This is a genomic window from Terrabacter sp. GCM10028922 (assembly GCF_042666095.1).
Taxonomy (GTDB): domain Bacteria; phylum Actinomycetota; class Actinomycetes; order Actinomycetales; family Dermatophilaceae; genus Terrabacter.
In genome coordinates, this window is record NZ_JBHTFG010000014.1 from 149318 (window position 1) to 168372 (window position 19055).

Below are 19055 nucleotides of genomic sequence, written 5' to 3' on the forward strand. Positions count from 1 at the left end.
GGAGGCTCATTCGCTGAACCACCCTTGGACTGAAGGGCGGATGTTCTGCCAGACGTGCTTGGTCTCGTAGTACTCGGCGAGCCCGGCCTGACCGAGCTCGCGCCCGAGTCCGGACCGCTTGAACCCGCCCCACTCCGCCTGGGGGACGTAGGGGTGGTAGTCGTTGATCCACACGGTGCCGTGCCGCAGCCGCTGGGCCACCCGCTGCGCCCTGCCGCCGTCCTGGGTCCACACCGCGCCGGCCAGGCCGTAGGTGGTGTCGTTGGCGATGCGCACTGCCTCGGCCTCGTCGGTGAACCGTTCCACGGTGAGCACCGGACCGAATGACTCCTCTTGCACGACCTGCATGCCGGCGTGGCACTCGTCGAGAACGGTTGGGCGGTAGAAGTAGCCATCCGCGAGGCCACCGGTCTCGGCGCGGAAACCCCCGCACCGCAACACCGCTCCCTCGGCGATGCCCGCCTTGACATAGCTGGCGACCTTCTCGAGGTGCGCCGCGGAGATGAGCGCACCTGTCTGGGCGTGCTCGTCGAACGGGCCGCCCAGCCGGATGGCATCGGCACGCCGCACGACCTCGTCGACGACGAGGTCGTGCACCTCCTCCTGGACGATGAGCCGGGACCCCGCCGAGCAGACCTGGCCCGAGTGCAGGAACACCGCGGTGAGGGCGTAGTCCACAGCCGTCTCGAGGTCGGCGTCGGCGAAGATGATGTTCGGGTTCTTGCCGCCGAGCTCCAGCGCGACCTTCTTCACGGTCTGCGCGGCGGCGGCCATGATCCACCGGCCGGTGTCGAGGCCCCCCGTGAACGACACGAGGTCGACATCCGGGTGCTCGGCAAGCGGCGCGCCGACCTGGTCACCGGCGCCGAGCACGAGGTTGGCCACGCCGGCGGGCAGGCCGGCCTCCTCGAGGCTGCGCATGAGCAGGACGGCCGTCGACGGTGTCAGCTCGCTCGGCTTGAGCACGAAGGTGTTTCCGGCGAGCAGCGCCGGGGCGACCTTCCACGACGTCTGCAGCAGGGGATAGTTCCACGGGGTGATCAGGCCGCAGACGCCCACCGGCTCGCGCACCACCCTGCTGATCGCGTCGTCGCGGCCGGTGTCGATCACCCGCCCGGCATCGGTGCCCGCGATCCCCCCGTAGTAACGGAAGCAGCTGATGACGTCGTCGATGTCGTACTCCGCCTCGACGAACCGCTTCCCCGTGTCGAGACTCTCCGCCCGGGCGAACTGCGCCTTGTCGCGCAGGAGCAGGTCGGCGGTCCGCAGGAGCAGCGCCCCGCGCTCGACTTCGGGAGTTCGCGGCCAGGGCCCCTCGTCAAAGGCACGACGGGCTGCCGCGATGGCGTTGACGGTGTCTGCTCTGCCCCCCTCCGAGACGGTGGTGACGAGCCGTCCGTCCGCCGGACACCGGATCTCCCGGTGACCCGCGCTGACAGGGTCGACCCACGTTCCGTCCACGTAGAGCTCTGGCATTCCGCACCCTTCTCCATGGGAGTGGCGAGCCAATGTTGTCTCTCATTGCGCACCTGTTTGCTGATGGTGCAACAGAGTGGCGGCGGTCACGGCCGCTGTCAAGACTGTGACCACGCCCGGCCAGGACGACTTTCGGGGCCGCGACCACCGCACGCGCCGGCCCGCCTGGTCGTGCTGCCACGGCGTCCTGGCGAGCGGACGTGGGAGGCCGGCGACGGCATACGGCCACTCCCGCCCGACGCCGCCGGTCGGGCAGTACCGTGGTCGCGTCGGGACTCGTGGAGGACCAGACCACATGACAGAGGCTCTCGCCAGCACTCAAGCGCCTGGCCACCTTCCGGCCGAGGTGACGACATTCGTGGGCCGCCGCTTCGAGTGCAGCGCGATCCGGGAACGGTTGACGGAGTCCCGCCTCGTCACCTTGACCGGCTTCGGCGGCATCGGCAAGACGCGACTCGCGTTGCGGGTGGCCACGGACCTCCGGCGGGTGTTCCCGGACGGCATCTGCTTCGTACCGCTGGGCGCCGTCCTCGAGGCAGACGACGTTCCCGACCAGATCGCCGGCGAGCTGGGACTGTACGGGCGATCGACGCAGTCCGGCACGATCGCCACTGTCGAGTACCTGAGGACCCGCGCGCTCCTGCTCGTGCTGGACGACTGCGAGCACGTCGTCGACATGGTGGCCCGGCTGGCCGACACGATCCTGCGGAACTGCTCGGGGGTGCGCATTCTCGCGACGAGCCGTGAACCGCTGCGGGTCGACGGCGAGGTCGTGCACGCGGTCACCACGTTGACCTGTCCGCCGCACGAGGAGCCGGACGGGAGCGGGCTGCAGCAGTTCGAGGCAGTTCAGCTCTTCCTCGACCGTGCTCGCGCCAGCATCCCCGGCTTCGACCTGACCCAGGGCAACCGCGCTGCCGTCGCAGCGATCTGTCGCAAGCTGCAGGGCATCCCGTTGGCCATCGAGCTCGCGGCCGCGCGGCTTCCCACGCTGTCTCCCACGGAGATCGACAAGGCCCTGACCGACCAGTGGGAGCTGCTCAGCAGAGGCACGCGCACGGGGCCACATCGACACAGCACCATGGCGGCCTGCATCGAGTGGACCTTCGACCTCTGCACTCCCGCAGACCGGCGGCTCTGGGCCAAGGCGGCGATCTTCGTCGACGGTTTCGAGCTCGACGCAGCAGCTGCGGTCTGCTCCGGTCCGGACGACGAGGAGCCCATCGCCGAGACCCTCGCATCGCTCGTCGACAAGTCCGTGCTGGCCACGACCCGGGACGACACCACCACCCGGTTCCGAATGCTCCCGCCCATCCGGCAGCGAGGCCTGGCCGAGCTGGCCCGGATGAATGCCGTCGACGAGCAGCGTCGCCGGCACCGGGACTTCTTCGTGGCCATGGTCGGCGAGGCGCACGACGAATGGCTCAGCGACCGCCAGCTCGTCTGGATCGACCGGGTCGGGCGCGAGCTGGGAAACATCGCCGAGGCCCTGGACTCGTGCGCGACCGAGCCGAACGCGGTGGACTCCGGCCTGAAGACGTGCGCCCATCTCCTGGAGTACGTCGTGATCCACGGGCTGTTCCGGCAGGGTCGGCGCTGGTGCGCCAGGATGCTCGCCGGGGGCGGCGGGGATCCGGCCGCCCGCGCTCTCGCGCTGCGCAGCGCCTGCTGGTGGGCCGCGCTGCAAGGAGACATCGACTCTGCACGGCCGCTTCTCGAGGAAGGCCAGGCGTTGGCGAGCCGACTGGGCGACGAGACCGAGATGCTCCTCACCCAGGCGGCCGGGACCGTTGCGCTCTACGCCGGAGACGTGGAGGCGGCCGAGCTCCTGCTCACCGAGGCGATCCGTGGCCTGTCCGCGTCGGGCGAGGCGGCGGAGGTCGCCCACTGCTGGATGCTGCTCGCCATCGTGAACGCGATCGTGAACGACGCGGACCGGGCCCTGGCCAGCCATCGCGCCTGTCTGGCGATCACCGAGCCGGCGGGCGAGACGTGGCTCCGGTCATGGTCGCTGTGGGCGGCGGGGCTGGCGACCTGGGAGAACGGTGATCATCGGTCTGCGCAGCTGCTCGTGAAGCAGAGCCTGCGTCTGGAGCAGCTCATGGCCGAGCGCCTCGGGATCGGCGCCTCGCTGGAGGCACTCGCCTGGATCGAAGCCGCCACCGATCCTGAGCGCGCAGCGGTGCTCATGGGCGCTGCGCAGAACGAGTGGGACAGGATCGAGACGTCGATCCACACGATGGCTGGGCTCGATGCCCGCCAGGAGGCGTCCGTGGCGGCTGCGCGGGGCTCGATCGGTGACGAGGCGTTCGACCGCGCCTGGTCGCGCGGGAGGTCACTGGACCAGACGAGCGCGACCGCGTTCGGCCTGGAGGAGACACGGCGGTCGGCCTCCATCGCCCGGAGCACGGCCCGTGACGTCCTGACCCGTCGCGAGCGGCAGATCGCGGAGCTGATCCGGGAGGGACTCAGCAACAAGGAGATCGCCGACAGGTTGGTCATCTCGCGGCGTACGGCGGAGGCTCACGTCGAGCACATCCTGACCAAGCTCGGTTTCACCAGCCGTACGCAGGTGGCTGCGTGGGTGGCTGACCAGTCGTCCGAGCCGAACCGCGGCTGAGTGTCCGGTGAACGACGCGCCCACGCGGGTCTCACCGGCCAAACCCATGGTCCCGGTCGAATCCCCTTGCTCTCGATGCGCTCAGCCCGGCTTGGGATATCCGTTGCGCTCGGAGATCTGGGCCGCGGCGGACCGCGCCTCTTGGGCGATCCCCGGAATCGTGTCCTCGTTGATCCGGAACTTAGGCCCGGAGACCGCGACGGCGGCGATCACGTGCCCCTCGAGATCCCGGATCGGGGCCGCCACGGCAGCCAGTCCGATCTCGAGCTCCTCCTGGGTGAAGCCGTAGCCCTGCGCTCGGACTTCCTCCAGCTGCCGCTCGAGCACCGCGGGGTCGACGATGGTGTTCTCGGTGTATCGAACCAAGCCCTCGTCCAAGCAGGCCTTCAGCTCGTCAGCGGGCATGTTGGCAAGGAAGACCTTGCCCGCTGAGGTGACATGCATCGGCGAGCGCTGGCCGACCCAGTTGACGGTGGTGACGGCGGCGGACCCGATCACCTGGTCGATGCTCACGACCGTGTTCCCGTCGTTGATGGCGATGTTCACGGTCTCGCCGACAGTCTCCGCGAGCTCCTGGCAGATGGGACGACTGGTGACGGACAGGTCGTGCTTCTTCGTGGCACCAGCCGCAAGCTGAACCACGCCGTAGCCGAGCCGGTACCGACCGCGACTGGAGCTCTGCTCCACGAGCCCTCGGGACTCGAGGGTGGCCAAGAGGCGGAAGACCGTCGACTTGTGCACCGCGAGCTCGCCCGCGATCTGGGTCACGCCGCACGCTCCATGTCGCGCCAGCACCTGGAGGATGGAGACAGCACGGTCTACGGATTGCACGGAGCTGTCTCCGCTAGCGCGACTGTTGGCCATAGAGGAACAATACAGCGCGATCACTGGCATGTCGCGATCGGCGTCGCGCATGGGCGGCGCTCCGACGGTAAGTGTATGCGCGGGCTCAGCCGCACCGGCCCTGACGTCCAGATGGTCGCGTTGTTTCGCATCACCCGTCTGTTGCCTCTGACAGAACGAATCGTTAGGGTCGCCGTGGGGCCAAGGCTCCCGGGCACGGCAGCAAGCGAAGGGAGTGGCCAGCATGTCCTTCAAGCGGATGATCCACGCAGTTGAGACACATTCCGGGGAGCCGATGCGTGTCATCACCGGAGGAGTCCCCAACATCCCTGGGCGCTCTGTCTACGAGCAGATGAAGTGGCTCGAGATCCATGACGACCAGATCCGGCTGCTCATGCTGCGCGAGCCCCGCGGCTACCCCCCGATGTGTTGCAACCTGATCGTTCCCCCGAAGCACCCGGACGCCGCAGCCGGCTACATCATCATGGAGCAGGTCGAGTACCCCGTGATGAGTGGTGGCAACACCATCGCCGTCGCAACGGTCCTGCTCGAGACCGGCATGATCCCCATGCAGGAGCCCTACACCGAGTTCACGCTCGAGGCGCCCGCCGGCCTCATCGGCATCAGGGCGCTGTGCCGCGGTGGCAAGGTCCTGCAGGTGACCTTCGAGAACGTGCCGGCGTTCGCGGCTCATCTCGATGCCGTCATCGACGTCCCTGAACTGGGCCAGGTGACCGTGGACGTCGGCTGGGGCGGCATGTTCTACGTCATCGCGGACGTGGGCCAGTTCGACGGGCTGCACCTCATCCCGTCCCGGGGACGGGAGATCGCGCGCATCAGCTCCCTCATCCTCCGGGCCGCTCAGGACCAGCTTCCGGTCGAGCACCCCGACTACCCGGGGATCGGGATCACGATCTCTCAGCTGTCGGGCCCCACGGACAACCCGGCGGCCGACAGGAAGAACGTGGTCACGATGGCGAGCGGCCCGGTGGACCTCGCCGACCCGGCGACGTGGACAGGCTCGCTCGACCGGTGTCCGTGCGGCACCGGCACGTGCGCGCGGATGGCCACGCTCCATGCCAAGGGTCAGCTCGGGCTCAACGTGCCCTTCCGCCACGAAGGCATCCTCGGCACAGTATACACCGGCGAGCTGCTGAGGGAGGTGCAGGTGGGCCCGTACACCGGTGTCGTCCCGACCATCGGCGGCCGGGCCTGGATCTCCGGCTACAGCACCTTCGTCCTCGATCCCGATGACCCGTTCGTCAACGGCTTCACCGTCGGAGACCTCTGGGCCTGACCCGTGACGGAACCACAACCGAGAAGCGAGGAGACCATGGTCGAACTTCGACGCAGCGAGCTCACCGACCTGTGCATGCGTGCGCTGCTCGGAAGCGGTGCCTCCCCCGCCCAGTCGGCGATCCTCGCCGAGGCCACCGTCGAGGCAGAGCTGCTCGGCCGGCGGCCAGTGGGCCTGACCCACCTGGTCGACTACCTTGACGGCTTCCGCACCGGCCGCATCACGTCCGACGATCCCTCGGTCGAGCAGCACACCACCGTGATCTCGACGGTGGACTGTCGAGGGGGCCTTGCCCAGCACGGCTTCGCCCTCGCGCTACCTGACCTGCGCGGCACCGCCGCACACCACGGGTTGGCCGTTGCGGCCCTCCGGCACTGCTTCACCGCAGGAGAGCTCGACTACTACGTCCGCCGGCTCAACGTGGATGGGTTCATGGGACTCGCGTGTGCCAACTCGCCGGCCCTGATGACGGTGGCTGGGGCGCGCGGCCCGCTCCTCGGGTCCAACCCACTCGCCTTCGGGGTCCCGCTCCCCCACGATCGACGGCTCGCCTTCGACCAGGCGTCGAGCGCAACGGCGTGGGTGGCCCTGCGAGAGGCGGCCGCGCGCGACGAGCCGATCCCCGACAGCTGGGCGGTGGACCAGGAGGGGGCGCCGACCACGTCCGCCGCAGCCGGGCTCGAGGGTGCCATGTTGCCGTTCGGCGGCTACAAGGGTGGCAACATCGCGCTGCTCGTCGAGGTGCTCGCAACCCTCGCCGGCGGACTCTTCTCGGTGGATGCGCCGCCGTTCAACCGCGGTGCGTCGTCGCCGTCGGTGGGCGTGGTCGTCGTCGCGGTCTCGGTCGACACACTCGCCCCGGGTTATGTCAGCCGGCTCGACGCGCAGCTCGAAGGATGGAAGGCGGAGTACGGCGCCGACCCCGACGTCTGGACGGCACACCACGAGGCATCGTCCTGCTCGGTGTCACCAGACCTGCACGAGCGGCTGCGTTCACTCGCGACGGTGGAGGGCTGATCCCATGTCGATCGGCACGACCGTCGCCCGCCTGTCGGTCACCCCGGTCAAGGGACTGCTGCTCCACCACCCCGACTCGATCGAGCTGACAGCTCAGGGAGCCGTTGGCGACAGGCAGTTCTACCTCGTCGATGACACCGGGAAGGTTCAGAGCTTCACGCACAACCCCGGCCTTGCGGGAGTCAGAGCGGAGTACGACCCGGCGAGCCGTCGCCTCCGGGTGACCCGCGGGGACCAGGTGCTGCTCGGCGGAGACATCGAGCCGACGACGATGGTGGTCACCGACATGTGGGGGCTTCGCACGATCAGGTCCGACGTCGTCGCGGACCCTGTCTGGGGCACGTTCTTCTCCGACCTGGTGGGCAGGCGGGTCCATCTGGTCCAGGCCCGCGAGTCCGCATATGACGTGCGGCCAGTGACCCTGCTCGGGACCAGCTCGGTGGAGGAGCTGGCGCGCCAGGCGAATCGATCCCGTGTCGACTCGCGCCGCTTCCGCATGCTCATCGAGTTCTCGGGTGGCGAGCCGCACCTCGAGGACTCCTGGGACGGGAAGGTCCTCGAGGTCGGCCACGCGGTCCTGCGTGGCGGTGGCCCGGTCAAGCGTTGCGCGGCCACCACACGCAACCCTGACTCCGGGGCGGTTGACCTGCAGACGCTCCGCCTGATCACGTCCTACCGCGGGCGACGCGACTCCGTCCTCGGCGTCGGCGCGACCTTCGGCGTCTACGCGGACGTCATCGAGCCCGGCAGGATCTGCGTCGGGGACTGCATGACAGTGCGCACAGACACCTGACCGGCAGGGATCGACTCCCCTGGCCCATCGCACGCACGTCGAGGCTGAGACGGTGTGATCACGTGCTGGGGACGGGCGGGACCAGCACCAGCTTGCCGATGTGCTCTTTGGTGAGAAACGCTTCCTGCGCCTGCCTGACGTCCTGCAGTGCGTAGGTTCGCGAGACGACCGGATGCACTTCACCGCGCTCGAGATACCTGACCAGGTTCTCGAACACCTCATCCTCCTGAAAGGTGCATCCGAACAAGGAGAGGTCCTTCAGGTAGAGCGTTCGCAGGTCGATCTCTGCAACCGGACCACCTATGGCGCCGGCGATGGCGTATCGGCCACCTGGGCGCAACAGGTCCAACAGCTGTGAGAACTGAGACCCGCCAACGAGATCGACAACCACGTCGACGGATGCTCTGCCGAGCGCAGCGACCAGATCGGTTCCGCGATCGACGGTCTGGCTGGCGCCCTGAGCCTCTACGTCGGCGGCCTTCGCGCTCGAGCAGACTGCAGTCACGGTTGCCCCACGGCGTCTCGCGAGCTGGACTGCGGCCAGCCCGACTCCCCCCGAGGCGCCCGTCACGAGAACGCGCTCAGTGCCGACGGCTGCGCGGTGCATCATGTTCTCCGCAGTCGAGTACGCACAGGGCAGGGCCGCGAGCTCTTCGTCGCTCAGGTCGCTGCGAACCGCATACGTCTCCCGAGCTGGTGCAACGGCGAACTGCGCGAACCCACCGTCGCATTCGCTGCCATAGGTCCAGCACTCATAAGGTCGGTAGCCGACGGGCGTTCGCAGCATGTTCCTGACGAGTACTCGTTCGCCGATGCGCTCGCGCGAAACGTCTTGGCCCACGTCCACGACACGGCCACAGACGTCCGCGCCCTGGATACGCGGGAACTCGAGGGGAACACCCGACCAGGAAGCATCCATCGTGTCGACGGCGTCAAAGCCAGCCGCTCCGCCCTCACCGGTCTCCGAGGCGACGGCCTTTGAGTACCAGCCCGTTCGGGTGTTGATGTCCGTGTTGTTGATCCCCGCGGCGGCGACTTGGATCAGCACCTCACCAGGCTTGGGGCGAGGAACGGGCACGTCCGTCCGGTACTCGAGCTTTTCGAGTCCGCCGTGGCCCGTGAGCAGGACGGCGGCCATGGTCCTTGGCAACAAGATCTGAGTTCCCTCCAGGGTGCTGTGGTGATCGTCGTGCGGGCTAGCCGAAGGATGCGACGGGATCGCCGAAGACATCTTCGTCGGGCACGACGCCGAGACCCGCACCGGTCGGGACCTGAATGTGTCCCCCTTCGATGCGAACGGGATTCGTCGAGTCATAGTGGACGTCCATGTGGGAGTCGGCCAGCCAGACGCCTTCGAGAAGACGCGGCTGAACCGTTGCGCCGACCTGAACGCAGGCGGCTGCAATGATGTCGCCGCCCCAGGAGTCATCACATGTATGCGGCATGGAGCGCGCTTCGCAAAGATCCCTGACCGTCGCCATGGTGCCGAGTCCGCCCAGGCGCGTGACCTTGAGACCGAATCCGTCGCATAGTCCGAGCGAGATCGCTCGCAGCACGCTGCTCAGGTCCTCTGTGTTCTCGTCGAGATAGACCCCATGGTGCAGCTGCCCGCGGATCGCGGCGATCTCCTCCATCGTGTTGCATGGCTGCTCGAAGACGAAGGGGATGTCAGCACATTCCCGCCCGATCCGGAGGACGTCGCGCGTGGTCAGCGCCCGGTTTGCATCGACCGAGAGACGGGTGCAACCTGTGGCTTCCCACACCTTACGGATCGTCTCGATGTCGAGCTCGACCGGTCGCCCGCCCACCTTGATCTGAAGGCGCGGATAGCCCTCGGCGACCTTCTCGGCGGCAGTCCGGGCGACGTCGTCCGGCTCGTCGATGGTGAGCGCGTAATAGGAGCTCACGCGCTCGCTCGCCGCGCCGCCCAGCATGTCGCAGACGCGTATGCCATGGGCCTTGCCGATCAGGTCGTGAATGGCGATGTCAACCGCGGCTTTGGCGTAGTTGTGTCCGTTGAGGAGCCTGTCCATCGAGCGGCGGATCCCGAGCGGACCGGTCACCGGCGTGCCGATCAGGTCCGGAGACAGCTCGGCGAGAGCCGCGCGGGCGCCCAGGGCGTGCTCGGGCGCATAGGTCGGGCCGACCGGGCACGTCTCGCCCCACCCTGAGATGCCGGTGTCTGAGACGACCTGCACGATCGTGGAATCCAGTGTCGTGTAAGAGCCTTCAGACATGCGATAGCCCTTACCGCTCAGCGGCAAGTCCATCTGGAACACGTGAATCTCAGCGATACGCACGACGGCTCTCTTTCATGTCGTTCTTCACTCCGCCCTTGTCAGGAGGGGCGCACATCTATGTGGCGTGTCTTCCGGGTGGGTACGGGCCCTGACGGGCGCACGACCAGGCCGGCCATGCGGCTCGACGCGCCGCTCACTCAGGGACAAGCGCGACGCCTTCCCCGTGGGGAAGGTGTCGCGTTTCGCGGACGTCAGGCGACGACCATGCCGTGCGGGTCGATGACGTACTTCTTGGCCGCGCCCTGGTCGAACTCGGCGTAGCCCCGCGGCGCATCATCAAGGCTGATCGCGGTGGCGTTGACGGCCTTGGCGATGTGCGCCTTGTCGGCCAGGATGAGGTTCATCAGCTGACGGTTGTACTGCTTCACCGGACACTGGCCGGTCACGAACGTGTGCGACTTCGCCCAACCAAGGCCCAGCCGAACACCGATCTGACCCTGCTTGGCTGCGTTGTCGCGGGCGCCGGGGTCGCCCGTCACGTAGAGGCCGGGGATGCCGAGAGAGGCGCCGGCGCGAGCCACGTTCATGATGTCGTTGAGGACGGTGGCGGGCTCCTCCTCGGCGCCCTGGCCGTGACCGCGCGCCTCGAAGCCGACCGCGTCGACGGCGGCGTCGACAACGGGCTCACCGACGATGTCGGCGATGATGTCGGCCAGGTCGTCGCCCGTGGACAGGTCGGCAGTCTCGCAGCCGAAGCTCGCAGCCTGCTTGAGCCGGTCGGCGTTCATGTCGCCGACGATGACGGTCGCCGCCCCGAGCAGCTGGGCGGAGTAGGCCGCCGCGAGTCCCACCGGACCGGCGCCCGCGACGTACACGGTCGACCCTGTGGTCGTGCCTGCCGTGTAGGCGCCGTGGTAGCCGGTCGGGAAGATGTCGGACAGCATGGTCAGGTCGAGGATCTTCTCCAGCGCCTTGTCCCGGTCGGGGAACTTCAACAGGTTGAAGTCGGCGAACGGGATCATGACGTACTCCGCCTGCCCACCGAGCCAACCGCCCATGTCGACGTACCCGTACGCCGCACCGGCGCGGGCCGGGTTCACGTTGAGGCAGATGCCGGTCTTGCCCTCGTTGCACATGCGGCACCGTCCACATGCGATGTTGAACGGCACCGAGCAGATGTCGCCGATCTCGTGGAACAGGACGTCGTCGCCCTTCTCCACGATCTCGCCGGTGATCTCGTGGCCCAGCGTCTGGCCCTGAGGCGCAGTCGTGCGGCCGCGGACCATGTGTTGGTCACTGCCGCAGATGTTGGTGGTGACGAGCTTGAGGATCACGGCATGCGGAGCGGCCTGCTTGATGCCCAACCCGTCGGCGACCTCACGCGGGATCTCGAGCTTGGGAAAGTCGCTCTTCTCGACCGCGACCTTCCCAGGTTCCTTGTAGACGACGACTCTGTTGTCTGTCATGTCGTGACTCCGTCCTGCTCCTTCGGCGGAGCGTGACTTCAGGCGGTGGCGCGGCGTCGTCGGCAGGACGCCGCCTGGTTCGAACCGAGGCGGACCTCGGGTACAACACCCCGGCCTGAGCTGAGCTGCTGTACCCGAGGACGACCTCACTGCTCACTTGAGGTAGCTGGCCAGCTTCGTGCCGTACTCGGGGTTCTTGTCGAGCCAAGCCTGAACGGCCTTGTCCTCCTCGCCCTGGCCGAACTTGTTCGCGACCAGGTCCTCCAGGCTCTGGTACTGCTTGTCGTCGAGCTTGAAGTTCTTCAGCAGGTTCGCGACCTTCGGGTTGTCCGCGGAGAAGCCCTTTCGAGCCAGGACGTGCAGGTTCTCCGGCGCGCCGTAGGCACCCTTCGGGTCCTCGAGCGCCCGGACCGGGAATGCCCCGTTGGCCCAGAAAGGCTTCCACAGCGTCACCACGATGGGCTTCTTGGCCTCCGTAGCCTTCTTCAACGTCGTCAACATCGCGGTCGTCGAGGAGAGGACGAGCTTGAAGTCCTTGTTGAGCCCATACGCCGGGATCACATCGTCCTTGGTCGCCTTCGTCAGGCCTGCGCCCGGCTCGATTCCCGTGATCTTGCCGTCGAGCTCTGCCGCGTGGCTGGGCAGGTCGGAGATGGACTTGATGTCTGAGTAGGTAGGCACCGCGAGGAACGAGGTTGCACCCTCGTAGTACGCGCCAACGTCCTCGAGGTTCTTGCCGTACCGGTCCATCAACGCCTTGTGCAGCTTCTCGGGCCAGGCGGAAGACAGGACGTCGATGTCTCCCTTGGACAGCGCCGTGTACATCGGGGCGTTGTCGCTGAGCTCGGTGATCTTCACCGTGAAGCCGTTGTGTTCGAGAACGTTCTTGAGCAGGTATGCCGTGCCCGTCTCGTCGGTCCACCCCGGGATGACGCCCATGTTGATGGTCTTGTTGCTGCCGCCACCGGCGGCGCTCGTACCGCCCGCAGTACCGCTGGCACAGCCTGCTGCGAGCACCGCAACCGCTGTCAGGGGCACGCCGAGCCGCATCGGAAAGGTCAGGAATCGCTTCTTCATTCTTGTTCCTCTGAGAGTGGGAAAGTTCCAGTGCGCTACGCGCTGATTGGTGTTCTCGGGTCGCCTTGAGCGGCCGGTTCCTCCTCCGCTGTCTCCTCGAGGTCGATGTCCTTCTGAACCGTCGAACGTCGCCTGCGGGACAAGGACAGGAGGGCGCCGCCGACGTTGCCCTGTCCGATGGATGCCGTGACGCGATCCAGGTAGATGGCCAGGATCACGACCGACAACCCCGCCTCGAAGCCAAGCCCGAGGTCGAGCGTTGCGATGGCAGCGGTCACCTGACCGCCCAGGCCCTCAGCACCGACCAGGCCCGAGATCACGGCCATGGACAGGGCCAGCATGATGACCTGGTTGATGCCGGCCATGATGGTCGGCAGCGCCAGTGGTAGCTGCACGCCGAACAGGGTCTGCCGCGGTGTGGCGCCGAAGGCGTTTGCCGCCTCGACCATCTCCGCGTCCACGCTCCGGATGCCCAGCTCCGTGAGCCGAACGCCTGGTGGAAGCGCGAAGATGATGGTCGCCACCACGCCAGGGACGACACCGATGCTGAACAGGGTGACCACGGGGACAAGCCACACGAACGCGGGCATCGTCTGCATCAGATCCATGATGGGTCGCAGCACCGCACTCGTCCGTGGGCTCCGAGCCGCGAGCACACCCAAGGGGATCGCGATGACCACGGCCACGACAGTGGACACCAGGACGAGCGCCAGCGTCTGCATCGCCGCGGCCCATTGCCCCATGCTGATCACGAGCAGCAGTCCGGACAGTCCGATGAGCGCAAACCTCCACCCTCGCACCGCCAGGCCGACCAGGGCGAAGACTGTCGCCAGCAGGACTGGGTCAGGGGCCTGGAGCACGTCGATCAGCAGGTCGACGGCCGAACCCATGCCGTTGCTGATGGCATCGAAGAAGCCACCGAGGTTGTTGGTGAGCCAGTCGAAGAACTGCTGGATCGCTTCGCCGACGGAGATCCTGGGGACGTCGATCAGGGCGTAAGAAGTCATAGCGGCGCCACCTCCGCGCGCACGCGATCGGACTCAGGAACCTGTACCTCGGTGCGTTGGCCGGGGTCGGGATGATGGTGGGCGCTGCTCTGCGCCAGAGCCTGGAGCAAGGTCACCCTCGCGACCACGCCCACCAACCGGCGTTCGTCATCGACCACAGCCAGGGCCTTGGGGCTGTTCGCGCTCAACGCGAGCACCTCAGAAAGGTGGGCCTGCGCGGGGACGCTCACCACCTGGTCGTCGAGAATGCCGTCAAGGGTCTGGGCTCCGTCGCGCACGGCCGCCACCGTGGCCTCCTCGTCGACCGCGCCCCGCAACGTCCTGTCGCGGTTGACGACGAAGAGTCGCGCGGTCTGGTGGTCACGCATGAGCTTGTGCACGGCTCGCGGCCCCTGCTCGCTACCGACGACTGCTACCGGCGGAGTCATGATCGCACCGGCGGTCAGCACCCGCGTCCGATCCACGTCCTGGACGAACTGGGCGACGTAGTCATTCGCCGGGTTGTTGAGAATCTGCTCCGCCGTGCCGATCTGCACGATCCGACCGTCGCGCATCATCGCGATCCTGTCGCCGAGCCGCATCGCCTCGTTCAGGTCGTGCGTGATGAACAGGATGGTCTTGCCCAGCTTGTGCTGGAGCTCGACGAGCTGGTCCTGCATCTCACGCTTGATGAGAGGGTCCAGGGCGCTGAACGCCTCGTCCATCAGCATGATGTTGGTGCCCGCGGCAAGCGCTCTCGCAAGTCCGACGCGTTGTCGCATCCCTCCAGACAGCTGGCCCGGGAGCGAGTCCTCCCAGCCCTTCAGGCCAACCAGGCGCAGAGCCTCCTTGGCTCGTCGTTCGCCGTCGCTCTTGTCGATGCCCTGGATGTGAAGCCCATACGCGGCGTTCTCACCCACCGTCCGGTGCGGGAACAACGCGAAGTGCTGGAAGACCATGCTGACCTTCTCGCGTCGCATGCGTCTCAGCTGGTCCTGGTCCATGGTGACGACGTCGTCGCCGTAGACGCGCAGCTCGCCCGCTGTGGGCTCGAGCAGCCCGTTCACCATGCGGATCAGCGTCGACTTGCCCGAGCCTGAAAGGCCCATGACGACGAAGATCTCTCCTTCGCGTACGTCGAAGGACGCGTCGATCACGGCAGCGGTGATGCCCTCCTTGCGGAGCTCCTCGCGTGTCGCGCCCTCGCGCAGACGTGCGACGCCGCGCTCGGGGCGTTTGCCGAAGACCTTGTAGGTCTCACGGGCCACGATCGCATTCATGCTGGACTCCCGTCCGAGTTGATGGTTGGTGCCGCACTCGACGTGCGCGTGTGGGTCACTGTCCCGAGCCCCGAGTGAGCAGTCCCAGGTGGTCGTGGTCGGGGATGAGGTGCTCGCGCAGGCGCCCGATGTACCAGTTGATGAAGGCTTCGACGTCGTCCTCGACGAGCGAGTACGGGCCGGGTTCGTAGCCGGGGTCGGTCACGCCGCGCTGGGCCTTCTCGACGAGCGCCCGGTCCTGGTCGTTGGTGGCGCGCCACACGGCGGTGAGGGTGTCGATGTCGTAGTCGACGCCTTCGACGGCATCGGCGTGGACCAGCCAGGTGGTGCGCACGAGGGTCTTGCCCGGTGCGATGGGCAGGGTGCTGAAGACGACGGCGTGGTCGCCGAGCAGGTGGAACCACGAGTTGGGCTGCAGGTGCAGGGACAGGTCGCCCAGCTGGGGGTCAGGGATCTCGCCCATCAGCTTGCGGCAGAGCTGTGCTCCGGCACGTCCGTAGGAGGCGCCCTCGCCGTCGAGCGGCAGGTGGGTGATCTGGTAGCCGGTGGGCCGGGTGTCGAGCTCGCGATGTGACTCGCGCGGGATGGTGGTTACGGCGCAGGCGGACTCCAGTCGAGCCGCGGCGGCCTGGTAGCGCTCGAACGTGGGGCGCAGCCGCGGGGTGATGTCGTCCTCGGAGTAGCCAAACAGTGGGAAGTACGCCTCGATGAGCTCGGGGTGTGAGGCGTCGCAGTGCTGGCACTCGCGGTTGTTCTCCATGACCAGCTTCCAGTTGCCCTCCTCGACCAGGTCGGTCTGATGGGCGACCTTGGCGTCCTGGAGCCGGTACGGCGCGAGGTACGGCTCGATGACCTGGGCCACCTCGTCGAAGTCGGCCGGCGGCTCGTCGGCCAGGCACACGAAGACGAGACCGGCCACGGTGCGCACGTGCACCGGCTTGAGGCCGAACCGCTCCCGGTCGAACTCCGGGGGCTGGGACTCGGCGAAGATCAGGCTGCCGTCGGTGCGGTAGGTCCACTGGTGGTACGGACACACGAGGTTGCCCACCGCGCCGCACCGCTCCTGCAGGATCCGGGCACCACGGTGCCGGCACACGTTGCGCATCGCCCGGACCTGCTCGTCGTCGTCGCGCACCACGATCACCGAGTACGGGCCGATGTCGACCGTGACGTAGTCGCCCGCCTCGGGCAGCTCCGCCTCGGCGGCGCAGAACACCCAGTGCCGGCTGAAGATGGCGTCCAGGTCGAGGTCGAAGACCTCCTGGCTGGCGTAGAAGGACGACTCGAGGCTGTACCCCACCTCTCGGCGCGCCACCATCGCCGCGACGTCACCGACCGGAGCGGCCGTGCCAGTCAACAAACTCAACGGAAACCTCCTAGGCCCACCGAAACCACCATTTAGACCAATTACTACGTGTTGCACATCGTGGGACGGGTGTGCGATGTGAAACGAGGCTAGGAGTGGCCAGAACCACTGTCAAGAGGTTCGGAGACATCGGATGCGGTCTTGTGTGATCTGTGATCACGCCTCTACTGTTGCGCCTCATGCACGTGGAAAGGCTTGCTCAATGGAGGACGTCGTGAGGGACACAGTGATCGTGGGCGGCGGCATCGCCGGCTTGGCTGCGGCATGGCGACTACGCCACCGCGACATCCTGCTGCTCGAGGCCGGCGAGCGACTTGGAGGCCGGATCCGGTCCGAGCGCCGCGGGCCCCACTGGCTGAACTGGGGCGGTCACGTCTATGACGGCAACCCCTCGTCGGCCACCCAGCGGCTCCTGGCAGACGCTGGCTTCGGGTCCCGGCCGGTGCCCGGAAACCTGGCCGGCCTGAGCATGAACGGCAAGCTGCTGCTCAGTGGTCGAGTGGAGACGTTCCCGTTCCGGGTCCCCATGTCCTGGCACGACCGGGCGAGCCTGATCCGGGCCGGCGCGAAGGTGCGGCTGGCCGTGGCGCGGTACGCCCGGCTCGTGAAGCGCCGACCGGGCGAGGACGAGGCAACCCGTCAGCAACGCGTCTACGACTTCATGAACGACCGCTCCTTCGCCGACTTCATCGGCGATCTCCCGGCCGACGCCGAGGCGCTCTTCAAGCCGACGGTGACCAGGTCCTCAGCCGAGATGGACCAGATCTCGGCCGGGGCCGGCGTCGGCTACTTCAACCTCGTGTGGAACATCGGCGCCGGGCTGTCGCACAGCATCAACGGCGGCCCCTCGACCCTGATCGAAGGCATCGGCGCCGCGTTGGATGAGCACGTGCAGCTGGGCGCTGAGGTCGTGGAGGTGGTGCGCACGAGCGACTCGGTCGTGGTGCGATATCACCAGCACGGCCGAGAGCACGAGGTCCAGGCTCGGTGTGTCGTGCTCGCCACGACCGCAAGCGTGAGCCACCGCATCGGGGTCGACCTGGACGACAACCTGCGGGAGGCGCTCTCCCAGGTCAGGTACGGCCCGTTCGTGAGTGCGGCCTTCCTCACCGACGAGACCGAGCCCCAGGCCTGGGACGACACCTATGCCATCGCCACCCCAAAGCGGTCGTTCAACGTGGTGCTCAACATGTCGAACAACGTGCACGGCTACGCCCAGGAACGAGCGCCGGGTAGCAGCTTCATGACGTTCTCCCCCGCAGGTCTGGCCCGTCAGCTGCTCCAGCAGGACGACGAGACCATCCTCGAGACCTACGTCGATGATCTCGACCAGGTGCTCCCCGGCTTCGCCTCCCACCTGGTCGAGGCCGAGGTCGCGCGGTGGCCCGAGGCCTCGCCGTACTGCTTCCCCGGCCGCGCCAAGCTCCAACCGATCCTCACTCGGCACGACAGCCGGGTGATGCTGGCGGGCGACTATCTGGGAACGCAGTACACCGAGACCGCCGTGCACACCGGCCTCGCCGCAGCCGAGGCTGCGGAGCACATCCTGGACTCCGACCGGCGCGAACGTCGCACTGCCCCAGTGCCGCCGAGCGCCACATCCTAGGTTCCGACTTCCACCCTCTGACCACCATTCACACCCAGGGAGATCCACCATGTCACCAGTCCTGAGCGGCGTCCTGTCCGCCCTCCTCACGCCATTCGACGACGATGGCGCCGTCGACGACGCCACCCTGCGGCGAGTCGTCGACCGCAACATCGACGGCGGCGTGCACGGCGTCGTCGCCTGCGGCTCGACGGGTGAGTTCACCTCACTGAGCAATGCCGAGCGCCGCCGCGTTGTGGAGACGGTGATCGACCAAGCGGCGGGTCGGGTGCCCGTCGTGGCACAGACCGGGGCACAGACCCCCACCGAGGCGATCGGGCTCTCCCGCCACGCGGAGCAGGCGGGTGCGTCGGTGCTCATGGTGGTGGCGCCGTACTACGAGCCGCTCACCGTCGCGGAGACCGAGCGCTACCTGCGCACCGTCGCCGAGTCGGTGAGTATCCCGGTCATGCTCTACAACCTCCCGATCGCCACCGGCGTCAACATGACACCAGAGATGATCGGCCGACTCGCTCGCGAGGTCGAGAACATCCAGTACGTCAAGGACACCTCGGGTGACATGGCCCAGGCGGGGCAGCTGATCCACAACCACGGCGACGTCATCTCCACCATCGTCGGCTGGGATGCTCTGGCGCTGGCCGCCCTCGCCGAGGGCGCTGCCGGCGTCATGGCGGGAACCGCGAACGTCATTGCGGCACAGCTGGTCTCGATTCACGCCGCCACGGTGGACGGCGATCTCCATCGAGCACGCCACGAGTGGGAGCAGGTCTACCCGCTCATCGACGCCATCATGGCCCAGCCGTTCTCCGCGGCGGTCAAGGCGGCGCTCAACGCAACCGGCTTCGCCGTCGGGAACCCGCGACTGCCCGTTGGCCCTCTCGAGCGGGAGGCCTCCGCCACCATCTCGCGCCTGGCGTCCGCGCTTCCCTCGCCGGAGGTCCCCTCGACGGCGACCGTCGGCTGACCCGCTCGACCGCGGCCGGCACCC

General features: G+C 67.5%; 15 protein-coding genes. 6 read left to right on the forward strand and 9 right to left on the reverse strand.

Going from position 1 to position 19055, the window contains the following annotated elements:
• Nucleotides 1-6: 6 nt before the first annotated feature.
• Nucleotides 7-1476: an aldehyde dehydrogenase family protein gene (locus ACFQU3_RS14405; protein WP_385910895.1), complete on the reverse strand. Its 1470-nt coding sequence runs from the start codon at nt 1474-1476 to the stop codon at nt 7-9.
• 346 nt (nt 1477-1822) lie between these two features.
• Between ACFQU3_RS14405 and ACFQU3_RS14410 the strand changes: the two genes are divergently transcribed.
• Nucleotides 1823-4096 carry an ATP-binding protein gene (locus tag ACFQU3_RS14410; RefSeq protein WP_385910897.1) on the forward strand — a complete coding sequence of 758 codons (2274 nt, stop codon included), beginning with the start codon at nt 1823-1825 and terminating at the stop codon, nt 4094-4096.
• An 81-nt stretch (nt 4097-4177) separates the two neighbouring features.
• Here the strand turns inward: ACFQU3_RS14410 and ACFQU3_RS14415 are convergent, their stop codons facing one another.
• A complete protein-coding gene (locus ACFQU3_RS14415; protein WP_385910899.1) occupies nt 4178-5011 on the reverse strand; it encodes an IclR family transcriptional regulator in 834 nt (277 codons plus the stop codon).
• Nucleotides 5012-5183: 172 nt separating this feature from the next.
• On the opposite strand from ACFQU3_RS14415, the gene ACFQU3_RS14420 reads away from it, so the two are divergent.
• From ACFQU3_RS14420 to ACFQU3_RS14430, 3 genes are read left to right on the forward strand one after another with little or no spacing between them, the layout of a single operon-like run.
• Complete coding sequence (locus ACFQU3_RS14420; RefSeq protein WP_385910901.1) at nt 5184-6236, forward strand: proline racemase family protein; 1053 nt, start codon at nt 5184-5186, stop codon at nt 6234-6236.
• A gap of 36 nt (nt 6237-6272) precedes the next feature.
• Nucleotides 6273-7253, forward strand: coding sequence for an Ldh family oxidoreductase (locus ACFQU3_RS14425; protein WP_385910903.1), 981 nt, complete (start codon nt 6273-6275; stop codon nt 7251-7253).
• Between the two features lie 4 nt (nt 7254-7257).
• Nucleotides 7258-8046, forward strand: coding sequence for an MOSC domain-containing protein (locus ACFQU3_RS14430; protein ID WP_385910905.1), 789 nt, complete (start codon nt 7258-7260; stop codon nt 8044-8046).
• A gap of 58 nt (nt 8047-8104) precedes the next feature.
• Here the strand turns inward: ACFQU3_RS14430 and ACFQU3_RS14435 are convergent, their stop codons facing one another.
• The 7 genes from ACFQU3_RS14435 to ACFQU3_RS14465 all read right to left on the reverse strand — a co-directional run bounded on the left by ACFQU3_RS14435 (nt 8105) and on the right by ACFQU3_RS14465 (nt 16461).
• The gene (locus ACFQU3_RS14435; RefSeq protein ID WP_385910907.1) at nt 8105-9184 is read right to left on the reverse strand and encodes an alcohol dehydrogenase family protein; all 1080 of its coding nucleotides are present in this window, start codon (nt 9182-9184) and stop codon (nt 8105-8107) included.
• A 58-nt stretch (nt 9185-9242) separates the two neighbouring features.
• Complete coding sequence (locus ACFQU3_RS14440; RefSeq protein ID WP_385910909.1) at nt 9243-10346, reverse strand: mandelate racemase/muconate lactonizing enzyme family protein; 1104 nt, start codon at nt 10344-10346, stop codon at nt 9243-9245.
• Nucleotides 10347-10537: 191 nt separating this feature from the next.
• A complete protein-coding gene (gene fdhA, locus ACFQU3_RS14445) occupies nt 10538-11752 on the reverse strand; it encodes a formaldehyde dehydrogenase, glutathione-independent (RefSeq protein ID WP_385910910.1) in 1215 nt (404 codons plus the stop codon).
• 153 nt (nt 11753-11905) lie between these two features.
• Nucleotides 11906-12829, reverse strand: coding sequence for a glycine betaine ABC transporter substrate-binding protein (locus ACFQU3_RS14450; RefSeq protein ID WP_385910912.1), 924 nt, complete (start codon nt 12827-12829; stop codon nt 11906-11908).
• A 35-nt stretch (nt 12830-12864) separates the two neighbouring features.
• Nucleotides 12865-13719, reverse strand: coding sequence for an ABC transporter permease (locus ACFQU3_RS14455; protein WP_385910914.1), 855 nt, complete (start codon nt 13717-13719; stop codon nt 12865-12867).
• A gap of 113 nt (nt 13720-13832) precedes the next feature.
• Nucleotides 13833-15095 carry a glycine betaine/L-proline ABC transporter ATP-binding protein gene (locus ACFQU3_RS14460; protein WP_385910916.1) on the reverse strand — a complete coding sequence of 421 codons (1263 nt, stop codon included), beginning with the start codon at nt 15093-15095 and terminating at the stop codon, nt 13833-13835.
• 55 nt (nt 15096-15150) lie between these two features.
• Nucleotides 15151-16461: an aromatic ring-hydroxylating dioxygenase subunit alpha gene (locus ACFQU3_RS14465; protein ID WP_385910918.1), complete on the reverse strand. Its 1311-nt coding sequence runs from the start codon at nt 16459-16461 to the stop codon at nt 15151-15153.
• A 214-nt stretch (nt 16462-16675) separates the two neighbouring features.
• Here ACFQU3_RS14465 and ACFQU3_RS14470 point away from each other — a divergent pair, with 214 nt between their 5' ends.
• Entirely contained in the window at nt 16676-18067 is a 1392-nt protein-coding gene (locus ACFQU3_RS14470) for a protoporphyrinogen/coproporphyrinogen oxidase (RefSeq protein ID WP_385910920.1), read from the forward strand.
• A 49-nt stretch (nt 18068-18116) separates the two neighbouring features.
• Nucleotides 18117-19031 (forward strand): 4-hydroxy-tetrahydrodipicolinate synthase, encoded by a 915-nt coding sequence (dapA, locus tag ACFQU3_RS14475; protein WP_385910922.1) that lies wholly within the window; start codon nt 18117-18119, stop codon nt 19029-19031.
• Nucleotides 19032-19055: the final 24 nt, after the last annotated feature.

What these genes read in the sequence shown, in the direction of transcription:
- ACFQU3_RS14405 (WP_385910895.1), bottom strand. Translation starts at nt 1,476, where the DNA reads ATGCCAGAGCTCTACGTGGACGGAACGTGGGTCGACCCTGTCAGCGCG.
- ACFQU3_RS14415 (WP_385910899.1), bottom strand. Translation starts at nt 5,011, where the DNA reads ATGCGCGACGCCGATCGCGACATGCCAGTGATCGCGCTGTATTGTTCC.
- ACFQU3_RS14420 (WP_385910901.1), top strand. Translation starts at nt 5,184, where the DNA reads ATGTCCTTCAAGCGGATGATCCACGCAGTTGAGACACATTCCGGGGAG.
- ACFQU3_RS14425 (WP_385910903.1), top strand. Translation starts at nt 6,273, where the DNA reads ATGGTCGAACTTCGACGCAGCGAGCTCACCGACCTGTGCATGCGTGCG.
- ACFQU3_RS14430 (WP_385910905.1), top strand. Translation starts at nt 7,258, where the DNA reads ATGTCGATCGGCACGACCGTCGCCCGCCTGTCGGTCACCCCGGTCAAG.
- ACFQU3_RS14435 (WP_385910907.1), bottom strand. Translation starts at nt 9,184, where the DNA reads ATGGCCGCCGTCCTGCTCACGGGCCACGGCGGACTCGAAAAGCTCGAG.
- fdhA (WP_385910910.1), bottom strand. Translation starts at nt 11,752, where the DNA reads ATGACAGACAACAGAGTCGTCGTCTACAAGGAACCTGGGAAGGTCGCG.
- ACFQU3_RS14450 (WP_385910912.1), bottom strand. Translation starts at nt 12,829, where the DNA reads ATGAAGAAGCGATTCCTGACCTTTCCGATGCGGCTCGGCGTGCCCCTG.
- ACFQU3_RS14455 (WP_385910914.1), bottom strand. Translation starts at nt 13,719, where the DNA reads ATGGGTTCGGCCGTCGACCTGCTGATCGACGTGCTCCAGGCCCCTGAC.
- ACFQU3_RS14460 (WP_385910916.1), bottom strand. Translation starts at nt 15,095, where the DNA reads ATGAATGCGATCGTGGCCCGTGAGACCTACAAGGTCTTCGGCAAACGC.
- dapA (WP_385910922.1), top strand. Translation starts at nt 18,117, where the DNA reads ATGTCACCAGTCCTGAGCGGCGTCCTGTCCGCCCTCCTCACGCCATTC.